Below are 17,839 nucleotides of genomic sequence, written 5' to 3'. Positions count from 1 at the left end.
GGGCCGTCCACGAAGGGATTGCCGTGCGGGTCAGCCTCAAGGACGTCGCCGCGCACGCGGGGGTCTCCATCAAGACCGTCTCCAACGTGGTGAACAACTATCAGCACGTCACCCCTGCCATGCGCGAGCGCGTCCAGAGATCCATCGACGCTCTCGGCTACCGGCCCAACCTGACCGCCCGGCACCTGCGCAAAGGGCGCACCGGCATCATCGCGCTCGCCCTGCCCGAACTCGGCAACCCCTACTTCGCCGAACTCGCCGCCGCCGTCATCGACACCGCGGCCGAGCACGACTACATCGTGCTGCTGGACCACACCGGGGGCCGCCGTGAGCAGGAGATCCTGGTCAGCCAGGGGTTCCGGGCCAGGGTCATCGACGGACTCATCCTCAGCCCCATCGAGCTGGAGGCCAAGGACTTCCGCGAGCGCACGGAGCAGGTGCCGCTGGTGCTGCTCGGCGAGCGGGAGTACGACCTGCCGTACGACCACATCGCCATCGACAACGTCGCCGCGGCCCGCGCCGCCGTCCGGCACCTGGTCTCACTGGGACGCCGCAAGGTGGCGTTCATCGGGGCCCGGCGCGCCCGCAGCGAACCCGCCCAACTGCGGGTACGGGGCTGGCGCGAGGAGCTCACCGCCGTCGGGCTCCCCGCCGACGAGGGCCTCGTCGCCGCCACCGACGGCTGGGGCCACGCGGACGGTGCGGCGGCGATGGCCCACATCCTGGACAGCGGGCAGCGGCCCGACGCGGTGTTCGCCTACAACGACCCGATGGCCATCGGGGCGATGCGGGTCCTGCACGAGCGTGGCCTGCGGATCCCCGACGACATCGCCGTCGTCGGATTCGACGACGTGCTCGAAGGACGGTTCGGCGCGGTGACCCTCACCTCCGTGTCACCGGACAAGGCCGCCATCGGCAGACTCGCGGTGGAGTCGGTGCTGGCCCGGCTGCACGACGCGGCTCCCGAGCCGCGTCGCATCCGGGCCGACTACCGCCTGGTCGAACGGGAGAGCACCCTGGGCCGGCCCGCCGGCACCGGAACCGCGGACGTCTGACCGCGGGTGTCGGCTCCCGGCTCACCGGCCGTGCGGGCACCTCCCCGGGCCCCGAACCGGGCCTGGACCGGCCCCGTCCGGCAAGCGCTTGCCGGACCCGCTCCGCGTCCGCGCGCCGTCACCGCCGCGGGCAGAACTTGCCCGCCCCGCCCACCCTCTCCCCCGCCGCGCTCCGCTCCCGCCTTGCGCGCAGGGGGTTTACAGCGTTCTTCCAACGATGTAAAAACCTGTTGGCGGCGAACCGGACGCCGTATCGCCCACCGGGAGCAGCACCGGTTCCGCGCTCTCCAGCTCCCCAGTTCCCTTTTCAGCGTCACCCGGATCGGGGTCACCATGCAGCGCACCACTCATCGCCCTCACCTCCTCGCCCGCCCCGTGCTCGTGGCCTTGGCCGCCACGGTGGCCCTGACCGCCACCTCCTGCGCGAAATCGGAGGACGACGCGTCGGACAGCAAGAAATCCCCGGCAGCCGCGGCCGACGCCGGCCAGAAGGTCGTCACGCCGAAGCCGGGCGGCAAGACCTGCGCCATCGACGCGTACGGCGGAAAGGAACTCGACCTCAAGGGCGCCACCGTCGGCTTCTCGCAGTCGGAGAAGGAGGCCAACCCGTTCCGCATCGCCGAAACGCAGTCCATCAAGGACGAGGCGGCGAAGCGGGGGGTCAAACTCCTGACGACCAACGCCCAGTCGCAGTTCTCCAAGCAGATCAGCGACGTCCAGGACCTGCTCGCCAAGGGTGCCGACCTGCTGGTCATCGCGCCGCTCAACTCCGACGGCTGGGACCCGGTGCTGCAGGCCGCCGCCGCCAAGAAGGTCCCGATCGTCACGATCGACCGCAAGATCAACGCCACCGCCTGCAAGGACTACGTCTCCTTCATCGCCTCGGACTTCGTCGAGCAGGGCCGGCGGGCCGCCGACCAGATGATCGAGGCCACCGGCGGCAAGGGCGAGGTCGCGATCCTGCTGGGCGCGGCCGGGAACAACGTCACCACCGAACGCACCGAGGGATTCAAGGAGCGGGTCGCGGAGAAGGCCCCCGGTCTGAAGGTCGTCTTCGAGCAGACCGGTGACTTCGCCCGCGAGAAGGGGCAGCAGGTCACCGAGCAGCTCATCCAGTCCAAGCCGGACATCAAGGGCATCTACGCGGAGAACGACGAGATGGGCCTGGGCGCGGTGGCCGCGCTCAAGGGCGCGGGCAAGAAGGCCGGCGACGTCGAGATCGTCACGGTCGACGGCACGCGCAACGCCGTACAGGGCATCGTCGACGGCTGGATCACCGGCGTCATCGAGTCCAACCCGCGGTTCGGTCCGCTGGCGTTCGAGACGCTGGACACCTTCACCCAGGGCGAGGAAGTGCCTCAGGAGATCGTCATCCAGGACAGCGCCTACGACGCCGACAACGCCGGGCAGGACCTCGGCAAGGCCTACTGATCCCCCGCGGGGCCCGTTCCCTCCGGGCCCCGCCGTCCGTCACCACTCACTTCCTGGAGGCACAGGTGGCTCCCCCCGCCGCAGTCCTCGCGGTCCGCGGACTGAGCAAGACCTTCCCGGGCGTCCGGGCCCTGGACGACGTGGACCTGACCCTGCATCCGGGCGAGGTCCACGCCCTGATCGGCGAGAACGGCGCCGGCAAGTCGACGCTCATCAAACTCCTCACCGGTGTCCACCGGCCCGACGCGGGTGACATCGTTTTCCAGGGCCGTGAGGTCTCCTTCGCCACACCGCTGGAGGCGCAGAAGGCCGGGATCTCGACCATCTACCAAGAGGTCAACCTCATCCCGCTGCTGAGCGTGGCCCGCAACCTCTTCCTGGGCCGCGAGCCGCGCACCCGTCTCGGCCTGCTGGACTTCGCCCGTATGCACAGGGAGGCCGAGGAGACCCTGCGCTCCTACGGCGTCCGGGTGGACGTCCGTCTGCCGCTGCGCGTCCTCGGCGTCGGTGCTCAGCAGATGGTCGCCCTGGCCCGCGCGGTGGCGACCGAGGCGCGCGTCGTCATCATGGACGAACCGACCTCCTCGCTCGAACCGCGTGAGGTCGAGACGCTGTTCTCGGTGATCCGGCGGCTGCGTGACGAGGGCATCGCGGTCGTCTACGTCAGTCACCGGCTGGACGAGCTGTACGCCGTGTGCGACACGGTCACCGTGCTGCGCGACGGGCGGCGCGTCCATCACGGCCGCCTCGCCGACCTCGACCGTCTCTCCCTGGTGTCGACCATGCTGGGCCGGGAGCTGGGCGAGGTCCGCACGGAGGGCCTGACCCGGTTCACCGGCGACCACCACGCCGTCAGCGCCCAACCGGTGCTGGAGGCGAGGGAGCTGACGGCCCCGCACAAGTTGCACGAGGTGTCCGTGGCGATCCGGCCCGGCGAGGTCGTGGGACTCGGCGGACTCCTCGGGTCCGGGCGGACCGAGACGGCCAAGGCCATCTCCGGTGCGCTGGCGACGAGTTCCGGGCAGGTCCTGGTGGCCGGTGTCCCGTTGCGCGGCGGCTCCACCCCCGCCGCCATCCGGGCAGGCATCAGTCTGCTGCCCGAGGACCGCAAGAGCGAGGGCATCGTTCCCGGGCTCTCGGTCCGCGAGAACATCTCACTGGCCGTGCTGCCCCGGCTCTCCCGTTTCGGTCTGGTCTCCGAGGCACGCGTCGACAGCGTCGTGGACACCTTCGTCGAGCGGCTGCGCATCAAGGCGTCCTCCCCGCACCAGAAGGTCGGTGAACTGTCCGGCGGCAACCAGCAGAAGGTGCTGCTCGCCCGCTGGCTGGCGATGAACCCCAAGGTGCTGCTGCTGGACGAGCCCACCCGGGGCATCGATGTCGGGGCCAAGGCCGAGGTGCAAAGACTCGTGGACGAACTGGCCGCGGACGGCCTGGCCGTTCTGCTCATCTCCTCCGATCTGGAGGAACTCATCGAAGGGTCCGACCGCGTGGTCGTGCTGAAGGACGGTGCGGTCGTCGGCGAACTGGCCGGCGAGGACGTCACCGAGGACACACTGATGCGGACCATCGCCGGGCACGCACCGGCCGGGAACACGGCCGGTGCCACGGCCGCGGAGGAGGCCGGCGATGGCTGAAGCCGCTCTGCGCACCGCGCCGCTGGACCGGGCCCGCGTCCTGCAGTGGCTGCAGACATACGGCGTCTACGCCGGCGTGGCACTGCTGCTGGTCGTCAACACCGTCGTCACCCCGCACTTCCTGTCCGCGGAGAACTTCCGCACCCAGGCCGTGCAGGTCTCCCCCGTCATCATCGTCGCGCTCGGCATGGCCCTGGTCATCGGCACCGAGGGCATCGATCTGTCGGTCGGCGCCGTGATGGCGCTGGCAGCCTCCGTGACCGCCCTGTACCTCGGCTACGGTCTGCTGCCGGCGCTGCTGGTGGTAGCGGTGTTCGCCGCCGCGGTGGGGGTGGCCAACGGGGCACTGGTCGCCTTCGTCGGAGTGCAGCCGATCGTGGCCACCCTGGCGCTCATGGTCGGCGGCCGGGGCCTCGCCCTGGTCCTGCTGCCGCAGCTGGAGGATCTGCGCAACCCCGCGCTCGCCTCCCTGGGATCCGGCGACGTCCTGGGCGTCCCCTATCTGATCCTCATCGCCGCCGTCCTGGCGCTGCTGGCCGCGTTCGTGGTCCGCCGCACCACGTTCGGGCGCCAGCTGCTGGCCATCGGTGACAGCCGCCCCGCGGCGCAGCTGGCGGGCCTGCCGGTGCGGCGCGTGCTGATCGTCGTGTACGTGCTGTGCGCGCTGCTGGCGGCCGTGGCGGGCGTGCTGGCCACCGCCCGGCTCCAGGCCAGCGACCCGACCTCACTGGGCAATCTGATGGAACTGTCCGCCATCACCGCCGTCGTGGTCGGCGGGACCCCGCTGACCGGCGGCCGTGTCAACATCGCCGGCACCGTGGCGGGAGCGGTCCTCATCCAGTTGCTCACCGCCACCCTCATCAAGCACGATCTGCCGCCGTCGTGGACCCAGATCGCGCAGGCCATAGTGATCGTGTGCGCGGTCTACGCGGCACGGGGACGGGGGAAACGATGACCGCGACGAAGACGGACGTGCCCGTGGCCACCGCGGGCGGGCGACCGCCGAAGGCCGCGGGCCCCGAGGGTCCCCTGCGCTCGGAGCGCCTCAGTGCCCTGGTCCAGCAGCACGGGGCGCTGGCCGTGCTGGTGCTCGTCTCGCTGGTGGCGTCGGTCGGCTTCGACTCCTTCGCCACCGGGGACAACGTCGGCAACATGGCGACGAGTTCGGCTTTCCTGGCGATCGTCGCCCTCGGGATGACCTTCGTCATCATCACCGGGGGCATCGATCTGTCGGTCGGTTCCCTGTTCGCCCTGGGCGGCGTCCTGGCGGCCTGGGGGTCTCGGCACGGGACCCTGGTGGCGCTGCTGCTGCCCCTCGTGGTGTGCGGTGGGATCGGTGCCGTCAACGGCCTGCTGGTGGCGCGTTCCCGGCTGGCGCCGTTCATCGTCACCCTGGCGGCCATGCTGGGGGCGCGCGGTCTGATGCTGGCCCTCACCGACGAGGGCGCCGAGACCTACCTGATCGGCAAGGGTTCCTTCCTGTCCGAACTCGGCCAGGGCACCACGCTCGGCATCGGCAACCCCGTGTGGGTCACCCTGACGCTGTTCGTCGCCGGAGCGGTCGTCCTGCGCCGCACCCGCTTCGGACAGCATGTGTACGCGGTCGGCGGCAACGAGGACGCCGCGGCCCTGATGGGTGCTCCGGTGGCCCGGACCAAGATCCTCGTCTACACGTTGTCCGGGGTGCTGGCCGGGCTGGCCGGTGCGCTCAACGCCGCCTGGCTCGCGTCCGGTGTGACCATCCTCGGCAACGGCATGGAGCTGGAGGCCATTTCCGCCGTCGTGATCGGCGGCACGCTGCTCACCGGCGGCCTCGGCTATGTCAGCGGCTCGCTGGTCGGTGTCCTTCTGCTCAAGGTGATCCAGAACGTCATCAACCAGATCGGCTCCCTGGACTCCTCCTACCAGCAGGTCGTCAGCGGTGCCTTCCTGGCCGTCGTGGTCGTCGCCCAGACCTGGCTGGGCCGCAGACGCCAGTTGCTGTGAAGCTCCGGACGCGGCAGCCCCCTCCCCGAAACGGCTGCCGCGTCCGGCTTTCGGGGCAGCCGGCCCCCGGTTCCCGTACGGGAGCGGGGCCGGCCGTCCCGCGCACGCGCACGTGTACCACCCCCACTCTCCGAGGAGGCACGATGCGTCGACCACCCGCACCACGTTCCCCGGTTCACGGGCCCGGACACCGGTGGTGGGTCACCACCGCGCTGTTGGTGCTGGCCCTGTTCGGCTCTGCGGCCCTCACCGGGTCCGCCCCCGCCACCGCCGCACCCCAGGCGTGGACGCCCGAACCCGCGCCGATGACCACCCCCTGGACCAGCCAGGTCCCTGTCGACACGCCCCTGCCCGAGTATCCCCGCCCCCAGCTCACCCGCCCCGACTGGGCCAACCTCAACGGCATCTGGGACTTCGCCGTCACCCCGGCGGACGCCGGCCGGCCCGCGTCGTTCACCGAGCAGATCCGGGTGCCGTTCGTGGCCGAGTCCGCCCTGTCCGGCATCCAGCGCCGGATCACACAGAACGACAAGCTCTGGTACAAGCGCACCTTCACCGTGCCGTCCGGCTGGAACGGCCGCCGCGTGCAGCTCCACTTCGGCGCCAGTGACTGGCGTACGACCGTGTGGGTCAACGACCGGCAGGCCGGCACGCCGCACAGCGGCGGCTTCGACGCGTTCTCCTACGACATCACCGACCTGCTCGGCGGCGGAACCAACACCGTCGTCGTCTCCGTGTGGGACCCCACCCAGACCGGCGGCCAGGCCGTCGGCAAGCAGCGGATCAACGACGTGACACCGCATCCGGGCGGCGGCATCTTCTACACCGCCGCGTCCGGCATCTGGCAGACGGTGTGGCTCGAACCCACGGCGCCCGCGCACATCACGCGCCTCGACATGGTTCCCGACCTGGTGAACAACCGGCTCAAGGTCACGGTGCGGGGCGCCGGGACGAACGGCCACCAGGCCCGGGTCACGGTCTCCACCGGCGGCAACGCGGTGGGCACCGCCACCGGCCCCGTCGGCAGCGAGTTCACCGTGCCGGTGCCCTCCGCCCGGCGGTGGACCCCGGACGATCCCTTCCTGTACGACGTACGGGCGGACCTGCTCTCCGGCGGCACGACGGCCGACTCCGTCGGCAGCTACACCGGGATGCGCTCCATCGGCATCGCGCGCGTCGGCGGTGTCCTGCGCCCCGTCCTCAACGGCGAGTTCGTCTTCCAGACCGGCACCCTGGACCAGGGCTACTGGCCGGACGGCATCTACACCGCGCCCAGCGACGCCGCCCTCCGGTACGACCTGCAGAAGCACAAGGACCTCGGCTTCAACATGGTCCGCAAGCACATCAAGGTGGAGCCGCAGCGCTGGTTCCACCACGCGGACCGGCTCGGCCTGCTGGTGTGGCAGGACATGCCGTCCATGGACCTGCGCACGCCGGACGCGGCCGCCCGCACCCAGTGGGAGGCCGAGTACGACCGCGTCATCGACCAGCACCGCAGCTCGCCCTCGGTGGTGATGTGGGTCAACCAGAACGAGGGATGGGGCCAGTACGACCAGGCCCGTATGGCGAACAAGGTCAAGGCGTACGACCCGTCGCGGCTGGTGAACAACATGAGCGGCGTCAACTGCTGCGGCTCCGTCGACGGCGGCAACGGGGACGTCGTCGACCACCACGTCTACGTCGGTCCCGGCACCACGGTGCCCGACGCCGGCCGCGCGGCCGTCCTCGGCGAGTACGGCGGCCTGGGCCTGAAGGTGTCCGGTCACGAGTGGTATCCCGGCGGCGGGTTCAGCTACGAGGACCAGCCGGACGCGGCCCGCCTCGACAACCGGTTCGTCGGTCTGCTGGACGCGATCCGCGAGGTACGGCTCCCGCGGGGGCTGTCCGGCTCGGTCTACACCGAGATCACCGACGTGGAGAACGAGGCCAACGGTCTGCTCACCTACGACCGTCAGGTCGTCAAGGTGGACGAGGCACGGGTGCGGGCCGCCAACCGCGCCCTGATCGACGCGTCCCGCTCGCCGTCGGCCCCCGTCACCCTGCCGACCGGTCAGTACCGGTCCCTCGGCGTGACGACGCCGGGGCTGACGAACCGGTATGTACGGCACCGGGAGGGCGCGGTGTCCACCGAGGCCGTGGACGGCGGCAGCAGCGCGCTGCTGAAGAACGACGCCACCTGGAGGATCGTCCCCGGCCTCGCCGACGGATCCTGCTACTCCTTCGAGTCGCGGAACTATCCCGGCGAGTATCTGCGGCACCGCGAGTACCGCGTGTACAAGGAGTCCGGCAGCGGCGACCTGTTCCGGGCGGACGCCACCTTCTGCCCGGTGCGCGGCGCGAACGGGGCGGTGCGGCTGTCCGCCCACAACTTCCCCGGGCAGTACCTGCGCCACTACGACGCCCAGTTGTGGCTGGCCACTCCGGGCGGTACGCACGCCTGGGACAACCCCGCTCTGTTCACGGAGGACACCACCTGGACCGTGGCGGCGCCCTGGGCACCGTGAGCGGTGTGCGGTCCCCCGGGTGAGAGGCGGTGACGGCCGTAGGGCCGCCACCGCCTTCCCGGGCCGGCGCTCCCCGGCGTGCGGGAAGGCGCGGGTGCCGGACGGCACCCGCACCTTCCCGCTACTGCCGGCAGGCACAGGCGACCGTGCCTGCCCGGCCGGTCACGGCTCCTCCCGGTCGTGCAGGGCCTTCACCTCCTCGGCGGTGAGGGCCCTGTCGAACGCGTGGACCTCGTCCACCGCGCCGTCCCAGAAGTCCGTGTCGGTGCCGTTCCACTGGGCACGGCCCACGGCGAGCGGCCCCGAGCCGACATAGGCGGGGCCGGCGGTGGCGGTCGCCGCCGGAACGCCGTCGACGTAGAGGTCGATCTCGCCCCGCGCGGCGTCACGCACACCGACGAGGTGGTACCAGCGGCCCGTGTCCGGCTTCGTCTCCAGCCTGGCGCGCTTCCCGTCGGGGGTACTGAAGGCGAAGGCGCCCTGCCCGTACTGCAGGTAGAAGGGGCTGGCCTGGCGCCGCCCGTCCTGACTGATCGCGGTGGCGTAGTTGCCGGGGAGCGAGTCGAGCCTGACCCAGCCGGCGACCGAGTAGCTGCCGGTGGTGTCGAGCACGGGGCCGTCGGTCTCGGCGTGCTGCCCCTGCCCGTCGAACTCGAGCGCGCTGCCGCTGACACCGGGGGTCCAGCCGGCGCCTCCGGTGAGCGTCAGGGGCTTGCCGTTGGGGCCGCCGTCCTTCGCGATCGTGCCGGTGCCCTCGTCGAGGGCCCAGTGGCCGCCGCCCTTGAGTTGCTCCCGCTCGCCCGCGGCGGCGCCGGCCGCGATCACCTTGCGGTTGGCCTCGCGCACCCGGACCGGGTCGACCTTGATCTCCCGGCGGTCGTAGGTGTAGAGGCCGTTCAGTTCGTTCTCCAGGTCGGTGATCTGTGTGTACACCGAACCGGAGAGTTCGGCGGCGGCCTGGTCGAGGTAGAACCGCTCGGTGTTCTCCACGTACTTGCGGGTCAGTGCCTCCTTGTCGGCGACGCCGCTGTAGATCACCGTCGGCGTGCCCGGCCACATGTGGCCCGGGGTGCGCAGGGTGAAGCCGCCGTGCTCGCCGTCCATGGCCGCCCGGTGGTCGGGGAAGGGCGGGTCCTCGTTGTTGTAGTCGTGGTGGTCGATGATGTCGCCCTTGCCCGAATCACCCTTGGAGTTGCAGCAGTTGACACCGCTGTGGGCGTTGACGACGCGGGAGGGGTCGGCGGCCTTCACCGACTCGGCGAGGCGGCCGCTCTCCTCGCGGTTCCACTCGCCCCAGCCCTCGTTGAAGACGATCCAGCCGATGACCGAGGGCGAGTTGTGGTGCTGGCGCATCATCGCGCGGCCCTGGTCGACGAAGGCCTTCTGTCCGGTCTCGCTGGTGAGGTTCCCGGAGACGAAGTCCTGCCAGACCAGCAGGCCGAGCTTGTCGGCGTGGTGGAACCAGCGGGCCGGCTCCACCTTGATGTGCTTGCGGACGGCGTTGAAGCCGAGCTTCTTGTGCGCCTCGAGGTCGAAGGCCAGTGCCTTGTCGCTGGGGGCGGTGTGGAGGCCGTCGGGCCAGAACCCCTGGTCGAGGGTGGCGAGGGAGAAGACGGGCTCTCCGTTGAGCACCAGCTTCCGGTAGCCGCCGACCTCCTCGATCCCGATCTCGCGCATGCCGAAGTAGCCGGTGACCTCGTCCGCCGACCGGCCGTCGGTCAGCCTGACGTCGAGGTCGTAGAGGTAGGGGTCGTCGGGGCTCCACAGGCGCTGCTTCGCCACGGGGAGCCGGAGCTCGCGGTTGGCCGGACCGCTGACCCTGCCGACGACCTTGCCGCGGGCGTCACGGGCGACGGCCTCCACCCGCGCCTTCGAGGAGGCGCTCTCGGACTCGACGGTCACCGCCAGGCTGCTGTTGCCGATGTCCGGTGTGGTGACGACGTTGTCAACGGCCCGCTCGGCGACGGGCTCCATCCAGACCGTCTGCCAGATGCCGGACGACTGGGTGTAGAAGATGCCGCTGGGACGGGTGTGCTGCTTGCCCGTCGGCTGGTCGGCGCCGCCGGTGTCGGTGACCGCGACCACGACCTCCTGCGCCCCTCTGCCCTTGAGCGCGTCGGTGATGTCGGCGCTGAACGCGGTGTAGCCGCCGGTGTGTTCGGCGACCTTCCGGCCGTTGACCCAGACGCGGGCCTGGTAGTCCACGGCGCCGAAGTGGAGCTTCAGCCGCTTGCCCTCACCGACCTTCCAGCTCTTCGGCACCTCGACGAGCTTGCGGTAGAACATGTGGTCCTCGTGCCGCTCGAGCCCGGACAGCTGGGACTCGACGGGGAACGGCACGGTGATCCTCTCGTCCAGGTTCTTGCCGAAGACCGGCTGCTCGCCCGCCTCGGCGCCACTGAACTGCCAGGTCCCGTTGAGGTTCTTCCACTGGGACCGCACCTGCTGCGGACGGGGGTACTCCGGCAGCGGGTTCTTCCTGTCCAGCGTGTCGCCCCACTTGGTGGTGAGACGGTGCTCGGAGGTGTTCGTCGCGTAGCGGACGATCCGGGGGACGGTCTTGCCGCCGGCCGTCAGGCCGCCCTCGCCGTCGTAGGTGAACCGGACCTGCTGGTTCTTCTGGATCGGCTTCGCGAGCGTGACGAGGAGGGAGCTGCGGTCGCCGGGTACCGCCTTCGCCGACGTGACCGGCATGGCGGTGGTGTCGGCCTCGATCTTCAGGTGCTCCGCGACCTCGGCGAGGTCCCCGACCCGGTCCTCGAAGCGGGCGCGCAGCCGCTTCCCGTCCGCGGCGACCGACAGGTCCACCGGGAAGACCTCGAAGCCGGCGGGCGGTGTGAACGCCGACTCGGGGACGAGTTGTTTGGGCGTCGTCGGGCTCGACCAGCGCAGGAACATGTTCGACCCGCCGAAGTCCTGGAACATCTCCAGCCGGAAGGTGAGCCGTTCACCGGCGGTGAGCCTGACCGGCTCGCTGGTCTGTTCCCTGTCCCAGTCCGGTTCCCAGTGGTCGATGACCGGCTTGTCGTCGATGAAGAGCCGGAATCCGTTGTCCCCGATGGCGTGGAACGTGTAGTCGTCGGTCTTCGGCGCCTCGATCTGCCCCGTCCAGCGGGCGGTCGTGTGCTCCGTCCTCCCGGTCAGCTCCTCGAACGTACTCGTCAGGCCGGAGAAGTTGATCTGCGACTCCAGGAGGGTGCCGCCGAGCACGGCGAAATCCCGTGCTCCCGGCGCCGACATGCTGAAGTACTCGCCCTTCAGGCCGTGTGGCTCGACGGCGGCATCGGCCGCCGCACCGGCGGTACGCGCGGACGTGCCGGTGCTCACGGGCTCCGCCGCCGCCGCGGCGGGGACTGCCGCGCTCGTGGGCAGGAGCAGGGCCGCGGCGGTCAGCAGAGCCCACCACCGGGCTCTCGGGCGGGTGTGTTGTCTTGTCATCGAACCTTTCCTCGCGCAGGGGGCATGGGGACAGGACGAAACGGGACCGCGTCAGGTCGACGGCCGGGCGGGCAGGGGGGGTTCACCGGCGGCCCACGCGGAACCACCGGTACGGCACGGCACCGGAGCCGGAGCCGCGACGGCCGGACGCTATTCCAACGTTGGAAATTCACTGTGCAGCGGAATGACAACACGTCGGCAGTCGGCTGTCCAGACCTTCCGCACAGCCGACTGCCCGTCAAGACCCGTGCCGCCACGAGGATTTGTCGGGCTTGCTACGCCTCGGTCGGCCGGCGGCTGTCCGCCTCCCTCGCCGCGTGCTCCAGCCGGGCCCGGTGGGCCTCCCACCAGGCCGCGTCACCGGACGGCAGATCGCTCGCCCTCTTCCCCCAGCCGACGGCCCCGTCGATGAGCTCCCGCACGATGTCCGCATGGCCGGCGTGCCGGTGGGTGTCGGCGATCACCCGCACCAGGAGGTGGTGCAGCGTGGCCTCCCTCCGCTCCTTCGGCCACCACGGCACATGACCGACGGTGTCGAGCGGGAGCGCGGCGAACGTACTGTCCGCGTGCTCCCACGCCCGGTGGTAGAGCCCGACGATCTCCTCGCGTGACTCGTCCGCGGTGGCCCACATGTCCGCGTTGGGTTCGGCGTCCTGCGTGTACCACCAGGACGGCGGATCCTTCCGGAAGAAGGGCCGGCCGAACACGTCGCCGAAGTACCCTAGTTCCACTCCGGCGGCGTGCTTGACCAGCCCCAGCAGGTTGGTGCCGGTGGGTGTCAGCGGGCGGCGGACGTCGTACTCCGAGAGCCCCTCGAGCTTCCACACCAGGGCTTCCCTGGCGTCCTGCAGATATCGGGTCAGGTCCGCTTTCGGGTCCTGTTCCAGGTCGGGGTTCGGGTTCAGGTTCGATTCCGGGTTCGTCATGCCCCGCAGTCTCGCACCGGGCACTGACAGCCGGGCGCCGCACGACGGCCGGCGTCGAGGGCGCCCAGGGGTCATCGTCCGAGGACAGAGGAGAACGCGGTACGGATGTCGGACTTCGAGGGTGTGACGTACTTGTCCGAGGGGGTGACGCCGTAGCTGAACTGCCCTCAACCGGCTTTCGGGGAAATCCAGTTGCCCCAGGCGCCCCCTTCACCGCCTCCTTCTCCAGTGGGATGCCGTCGCGGCCGCCGCTCGTCGCGGGCCGTGCCGGCCGGCGGGCCTGCCGGGGGGTCAGCCGGTACGGCGGTGGATCGACTTGAAGGTGACGTACTGGGACAGGCCCTCGATCCCGTACTCGACGCCCAGCCCCGAGTCGTGCCGCCCGCCGAAGGGGGCGTTGTGGTTGGAGCCGAAGAAGTTCACGCCGACGGATCCGGTGTCCATGCGTTCGGCGACCGCCTGCGCGGCCTCGCGGTCGGCGGAGAACACCACGCCGCCCAGCCCGAACGACGTGTCGTTGGCGAGGGCGACCGCCTCGTCGACGTCGTCGTAGCGCAGGACGCTCACCACCGGCCCGAAGACCTCCTCGCGCGCGATCCGCATGCCGGGGGTGACGTCGGCGAAAACCGTCGGCTCGATGAACCAGCCCCGCTCCGTGTCGGCGGGGCGTCCGCCGACGGTCGCTCGCGCCCCTTCCTCGTGGGCCGACTCGAGGTGGTCGCACACCGCCTCGTACTGCGCCCGCGAGGCCATGGGTCCGAACACGGTGCGCTCGTCGAAGGGGTCGCCCTGCGGGGCGGCCCCGACCGTGCGGGTGACCATGTCGACCACCTCCTCGTAGCGCTCCGAGGGGGCCAGGATGCGGGTGGAGACGTAGCAGGTCTGCCCGGTGTTGCGCAGACAGGTGCGGATCAGCGCCGCGGACATCTGTTCGAGGTCCGCGTCGGGGAGCACGATCGCCGAGGACTTGCCGCCGAGTTCGAGGGTGACCGGTCGCAGCAGTTCGCCGCACGCGGCCGCGATCCGGCGGCCGACCGGGGTCGACCCGGTGAAGGCGACCTTGGCCGTGAGCGGGTGGCGCACCAGCCGGTCGCCGGCCTCACCGCCGCCGGTGACCAGGTTGACCACCCCGGGCGGGAGACCGGCGGCCTCGCACGCCTCGACCACGAACCGGATCGACAGCGATGTGCCGGGCGCGGGTTTCATGACGACCGTGCAGCCTGCGAGCAGGGCCGGCGCCAGCTTGACCACCATGAGGTTGATCGGGAAGTTCCAGGGCGCGATCAGCACGCACGGGCCCACCGGGTCCCTGCGTACGACGGTCTCGGCGCCCCCCGCCGGGAACGGCCGTACGTCCTCGTCCTCGAGCCAGGACGCCAGTCCGGCGACGTGCCGCAGGATGCCCGCCGCGTTCGCGGCGGCGCCGCGGGTCTCGCTGATCGGTGAGCCGTTCTCCAGGGTGTTGGTCAGCGCCGTGTCGGCGGCGCGGGCCTCGACCTCGTCGGCGATCCGCAGCAGCAGTGCGGCCCGCTGCGACGGCGTGGTCCGCGGCCACGGGCCGGTGCGAAAGGCCCGGTCGGCGGCGGACAGCGCGGCGTCGACGTCGTCGGCCGAGCAGTCCGGGACCGATCCCCACTCCCGGCCGGTGGCCGGATCGACCAACGGCAGCCGGGCAGCGGCGGTCGAGCGGATCCAGGCGCCGTCGGCGTAGAGATCGTCCACATGGGTCCAGCGGGGCTCCGGCCGGGTGGGCGCCGTCCGTCCGGTCGCCGGCCGGGCATCGGTGGCGCTCACCGGATCACGGCCGTCTTGAGCAGGGCGCGCGAGCGGTTGAGGGTGGCGGTGGCCATGGCGACGGCCGGGGCGGTGAGCAGTTCGGGAATGATCTCCGTCTCGAGCCGGTCGCTGTAGGCCGCGGGGTCCATGCGGAACCAGCCGGAGGCCAGCGCGATCCCGGCGGGGTCGAAGCGCCACAGCCGGTCGGCGTCGCGGACCAGCGCGTCCTCCAGCGAGTACGCCTCCTTGCGGGTGTCGTGCCCGTCGATGATGTCGCAGACCTGCTGGACGAACGTGTCGTCGTAGCCGAGTGGGGGCAGCACCTCACGGGCGATCGCGCAGCCCTGCCTCTCGTGCTCGAACCGGATCTCGGCCTTGCGCCAGTCGCCGGAGAAGCCCTCGGAGAGGATGCGCTCCTCGTCGACCCTCCCCCACCCGGTGTCGTGCAGCTGGATCGCCACGCGCACCAGCAGCCGGTCGGCGTGGGGGAAGGAGTCGCACAGCCGCTCGGCATAGGCCAGCGAGATCGGCAGGTGGATGTCGTTGGCGCGGGTGCGGGTCTCGGGGACGACCGCCTTCCATATGGGGTCGAGATCGTCGCCGGGGGCCGGGGTCAACGAGATGGGTGAGGTGTCGACCGGTCCGGGCGCCGGTACGGGGCGCTCGGGGGGCAGCGCGGTGGGCATGGGGTTCCCTTCTCAGTCGGCCGCGACCAGGGCGGCCGGGTCGACGGTCACGGACTTGAGCTGGACGGACGGGTCTGCGGCGGCGTCGTGGGGGATGGACAGGCCCTTGGCCAGCGCGCCCCGGACCGCCATGAAGTCCAGCGGGTGGTTGACGCAGTCGGCGGCGAGGATGCGATCACCGCGGTAGTAGAGGACCGAGTGCTTTCCTCGCTCCGGGTCGGCGCGGACCAGCGTGCGGTCGTACCCGGTGGACAGCCCCGCGATCTGGAGCTTGATGTCTCCCTGGTTGGACCAGAACCACGGGATGCCCGCGTACTCCTCGCGGCGGCCGGTGATGGCGTAGGCCGCCACCTTGGCCTGTTCGACGGCGTTGTTGACGCTCTCGAAGCGCACCCGGTCGCCGGCGGGGGCGCCGGGGACGGGGTTGGGCAGGTTCGCGCAGTCGCCGACGGCGACGGTGACCCCGTCGGAGGCGAGGGCGGACTCGTCGACCCGCACACCGTTGTCGCACACCAGGCCGATCGATTCGGCCAGTTCGGTGTGGGGGATGACGCCGACGCCGACCAGCACCAGGTCGGCGGGGACCGTCCGGCCGTCGGCGAGTTCGACGCCGCCGACCCGGTCGCCGCGGGGCACGATGCGGCGGACCGAGGCGCCGAGCACGATGTCCATGCCGGTGGCCCGGTGGTGGTCGAGGAGGTACGCCGAGGTCTCCTCGCCGACGGCCCGCGGCACCAGCCGGGGCGCCGCCTCGAGCAGGGTGACCGAGCGGCCCATCCTGGTCAGGGAGGCGGCCGCCTCGATGCCGATGAAGCCGCCGCCGATCACGACCACGTCGCGTACGTCGGGTATCCGGGCCTTGAGTTCGAGGGCGTCGTCGGCGTTGCGGAGGTAGAGGACGCCGGGCAGGTCGACGCCGTCGAGCAGCAGCCGCCGGGCCCGCGCGCCGACGGCCAGCGCCAGCCGGTCGAAGGGGAAGTCGGCGCCCGACATGGAGTGGGCGACGCCCGAGCCGTCGTCGTTCTTGTCGATGCGGATGATGCGTTCGTTCTTCACCACGTCGATGCGGTGTTCGTCCCAGTACTCCTGGGTGCGGAACATCAGCGACTCGTTGGTGATCTCCCCCTGCAGCCATTCCTTCGACAGGGCGGGCCGCTGGTAGGGGCGGTGGTTCTCGTCGCCGAGCAGGGTGATCGGGTCGTCGTACCCGAGCGCGCGCAGGGAGGTGGCGAGCGAGACGCCGGCCTGCGAGGAGCCGATGATCAGCAGTCCGTCAGCCATGGTCGTTCACACCTGGGTGGTCGGGGTGGTCACGTGCAGGTCGCAGCCGTCGGTGACCTTGAGCTGGCAGGAGAGACGGGAGTTGTCCTGACGGTCCTCGGCGGCGCCCCAGAGCATCTCGTCCTCCATCTCCTCCATCGGCGGGAGCGAGTCGAGGGCGTCCTGGTCGACGTACACGTGGCAGGTGGCGCAGGACAGGGAGCCGCCGCACTCGGCGACGATGCCGGGGACGCCGTTGCGGACCGCGGTCTCCATGACCGAGTCGCCGACGTTGGCCGCCACCGTGCGGGACGCGCCGGTGTGGTCGGTATAGGTGACCTGGGGCATGACTTTCCTCCTGGTTCGAGGTCAGATGAACTGGCGGCCGCCGTCGACGACCAGGGTCTGGCCGGTGACGAAGTCGCTGTCGGGGCCGGCGAGGTAGAGCGCGGCGCCGACGATGTCCTCGGGCCGGCTGGCCCGCCGCAGGGAGCCGCGGTCGACGCCGTAGGACTCGGCGTCCTCGAGCAGGCCGCGGCTCGCCTCGGTGAGGGTGAAGCCCGGCGCGATCGCGTTGACGGTGATCGAGCGGCGGCCGAGTTCCTTGGCCATCACCCGGGTGAGCGCGATGACGCCGCCCTTGGAGGCGACGTAGTGCGCCCAGTTCTCCGAGCCGCTGTAGACGGTGGCCGAGGAGAGGTTGACGACCCGGCCGCCTTCGGGCAGGTGCGGGCTGACGGCGCGGGTCATCAGCCACGGCCCCTTGAGGTTGACCGCCATCACGAGGTCCCATTCCGCGGGGTCGATGTCCTCGAGCGGCGAGCGGGTGACGGTGCCGTACACGGCCGCGTTGTTGACGAGGACGTCGATCCGGCCGCCGCCGAAGTCCGCGACCCGGGCGGCGAGTTCCTCGGTGGAGTCGGTGTCCGTGACGTCGACGCGCCCGTGCCAGGCGTCGGCCCCGGTGTTCTGGACCTGGCGGGCCGTCTCCTTGACGCCGTCGATGTCGAGGTCGGCGACGGCGACGCGGTAGCCACGGCCGGCGAAGCCGAGGGCGAAGGCCCGGCCCAGGCCGCCCGCGGCACCGGTCACGAGGACGGTGCGGGCGGACGCCTGAGGGTGAGGGAGCGACATGGTGGC

13 protein-coding genes are annotated in these 17,839 nt (G+C 71.1%); 6 read left to right on the top strand and 7 right to left on the bottom strand.

Going from position 1 to position 17,839, the window contains the following annotated elements:
- The first annotated feature begins 23 nt into the window (after positions 1–23).
- From PYS65_RS33555 to PYS65_RS33530, 6 genes are all read left to right on the top strand, one after another.
- Complete coding sequence (locus tag PYS65_RS33555) at positions 24–1,055, top strand: LacI family DNA-binding transcriptional regulator (RefSeq protein WP_279337740.1); 1,032 nt, start codon at positions 24–26, stop codon at positions 1,053–1,055.
- Positions 1,056–1,388: 333 nt separating this feature from the next.
- Positions 1,389–2,486, top strand: a complete 1,098-nt coding sequence (locus PYS65_RS33550) for an ABC transporter substrate-binding protein (RefSeq protein WP_279337739.1) — start codon at positions 1,389–1,391, stop codon at positions 2,484–2,486.
- A gap of 65 nt (positions 2,487–2,551) precedes the next feature.
- The gene (locus PYS65_RS33545) at positions 2,552–4,123 is read left to right on the top strand and encodes a sugar ABC transporter ATP-binding protein (RefSeq protein WP_279337737.1); all 1,572 of its coding nucleotides are present in this window, start codon (positions 2,552–2,554) and stop codon (positions 4,121–4,123) included.
- Complete coding sequence (locus PYS65_RS33540) at positions 4,116–5,078, top strand: ABC transporter permease (protein WP_279337736.1); 963 nt, start codon at positions 4,116–4,118, stop codon at positions 5,076–5,078. The genes PYS65_RS33545 and PYS65_RS33540 overlap by 8 nt, the downstream gene beginning before the upstream one ends.
- The gene (locus PYS65_RS33535) at positions 5,075–6,109 is read left to right on the top strand and encodes an ABC transporter permease (protein WP_279337735.1); all 1,035 of its coding nucleotides are present in this window, start codon (positions 5,075–5,077) and stop codon (positions 6,107–6,109) included. The genes PYS65_RS33540 and PYS65_RS33535 overlap by 4 nt, the downstream gene beginning before the upstream one ends.
- A gap of 143 nt (positions 6,110–6,252) precedes the next feature.
- Entirely contained in the window at positions 6,253–8,613 is a 2,361-nt protein-coding gene (locus PYS65_RS33530; RefSeq protein ID WP_279337734.1) for an AbfB domain-containing protein, read from the top strand.
- A 162-nt stretch (positions 8,614–8,775) separates the two neighbouring features.
- Here the strand turns inward: PYS65_RS33530 and PYS65_RS33525 are convergent, their stop codons facing one another.
- The 7 genes from PYS65_RS33525 to PYS65_RS33495 form a co-directional block, all read right to left on the bottom strand.
- The gene (locus PYS65_RS33525) at positions 8,776–12,051 is read right to left on the bottom strand and encodes a LamG-like jellyroll fold domain-containing protein (RefSeq protein WP_279337733.1); all 3,276 of its coding nucleotides are present in this window, start codon (positions 12,049–12,051) and stop codon (positions 8,776–8,778) included.
- Positions 12,052–12,326: 275 nt separating this feature from the next.
- The gene (locus PYS65_RS33520; RefSeq protein ID WP_279337732.1) at positions 12,327–12,977 is read right to left on the bottom strand and encodes a DinB family protein; all 651 of its coding nucleotides are present in this window, start codon (positions 12,975–12,977) and stop codon (positions 12,327–12,329) included.
- 291 nt (positions 12,978–13,268) lie between these two features.
- A complete protein-coding gene (locus tag PYS65_RS33515; protein WP_279337731.1) occupies positions 13,269–14,771 on the bottom strand; it encodes an aldehyde dehydrogenase family protein in 1,503 nt (500 codons plus the stop codon).
- Positions 14,768–15,439, bottom strand: coding sequence for an HD domain-containing protein (locus PYS65_RS33510; RefSeq protein ID WP_279337730.1), 672 nt, complete (start codon positions 15,437–15,439; stop codon positions 14,768–14,770). The genes PYS65_RS33515 and PYS65_RS33510 overlap by 4 nt, the downstream gene beginning before the upstream one ends.
- 12 nt (positions 15,440–15,451) lie before the next feature.
- Positions 15,452–16,720 carry an NAD(P)/FAD-dependent oxidoreductase gene (locus PYS65_RS33505; RefSeq protein ID WP_279337729.1) on the bottom strand — a complete coding sequence of 423 codons (1,269 nt, stop codon included), beginning with the start codon at positions 16,718–16,720 and terminating at the stop codon, positions 15,452–15,454.
- A 6-nt stretch (positions 16,721–16,726) separates the two neighbouring features.
- Complete coding sequence (locus PYS65_RS33500) at positions 16,727–17,047, bottom strand: 2Fe-2S iron-sulfur cluster-binding protein (RefSeq protein WP_279337728.1); 321 nt, start codon at positions 17,045–17,047, stop codon at positions 16,727–16,729.
- A gap of 21 nt (positions 17,048–17,068) precedes the next feature.
- Positions 17,069–17,833: an SDR family NAD(P)-dependent oxidoreductase gene (locus tag PYS65_RS33495; RefSeq protein WP_279337726.1), complete on the bottom strand. Its 765-nt coding sequence runs from the start codon at positions 17,831–17,833 to the stop codon at positions 17,069–17,071.
- Positions 17,834–17,839 lie beyond the last annotated feature (6 nt).

The organism is Streptomyces cathayae, from assembly GCF_029760955.1.
Lineage (GTDB): Bacteria > Actinomycetota > Actinomycetes > Streptomycetales > Streptomycetaceae > Streptomyces > Streptomyces cathayae.
This window is presented reverse-complemented; position numbering and strand designations above follow the sequence as displayed.

Bases quoted from the DNA above. Each gene is read 5' to 3' on its own strand.
- PYS65_RS33550 (WP_279337739.1), top strand. From the start codon at position 1,389: ATGCAGCGCACCACTCATCGCCCTCACCTCCTCGCCCGCCCCGTGCTC.
- PYS65_RS33540 (WP_279337736.1), top strand. From the start codon at position 4,116: ATGGCTGAAGCCGCTCTGCGCACCGCGCCGCTGGACCGGGCCCGCGTC.
- PYS65_RS33535 (WP_279337735.1), top strand. From the start codon at position 5,075: ATGACCGCGACGAAGACGGACGTGCCCGTGGCCACCGCGGGCGGGCGA.
- PYS65_RS33530 (WP_279337734.1), top strand. From the start codon at position 6,253: ATGCGTCGACCACCCGCACCACGTTCCCCGGTTCACGGGCCCGGACAC.
- PYS65_RS33525 (WP_279337733.1), bottom strand. From the start codon at position 12,051: ATGACAAGACAACACACCCGCCCGAGAGCCCGGTGGTGGGCTCTGCTG.
- PYS65_RS33520 (WP_279337732.1), bottom strand. From the start codon at position 12,977: ATGACGAACCCGGAATCGAACCTGAACCCGAACCCCGACCTGGAACAG.
- PYS65_RS33510 (WP_279337730.1), bottom strand. From the start codon at position 15,439: ATGCCCACCGCGCTGCCCCCCGAGCGCCCCGTACCGGCGCCCGGACCG.
- PYS65_RS33505 (WP_279337729.1), bottom strand. From the start codon at position 16,720: ATGGCTGACGGACTGCTGATCATCGGCTCCTCGCAGGCCGGCGTCTCG.
- PYS65_RS33500 (WP_279337728.1), bottom strand. From the start codon at position 17,047: ATGCCCCAGGTCACCTATACCGACCACACCGGCGCGTCCCGCACGGTG.
- PYS65_RS33495 (WP_279337726.1), bottom strand. From the start codon at position 17,833: ATGTCGCTCCCTCACCCTCAGGCGTCCGCCCGCACCGTCCTCGTGACC.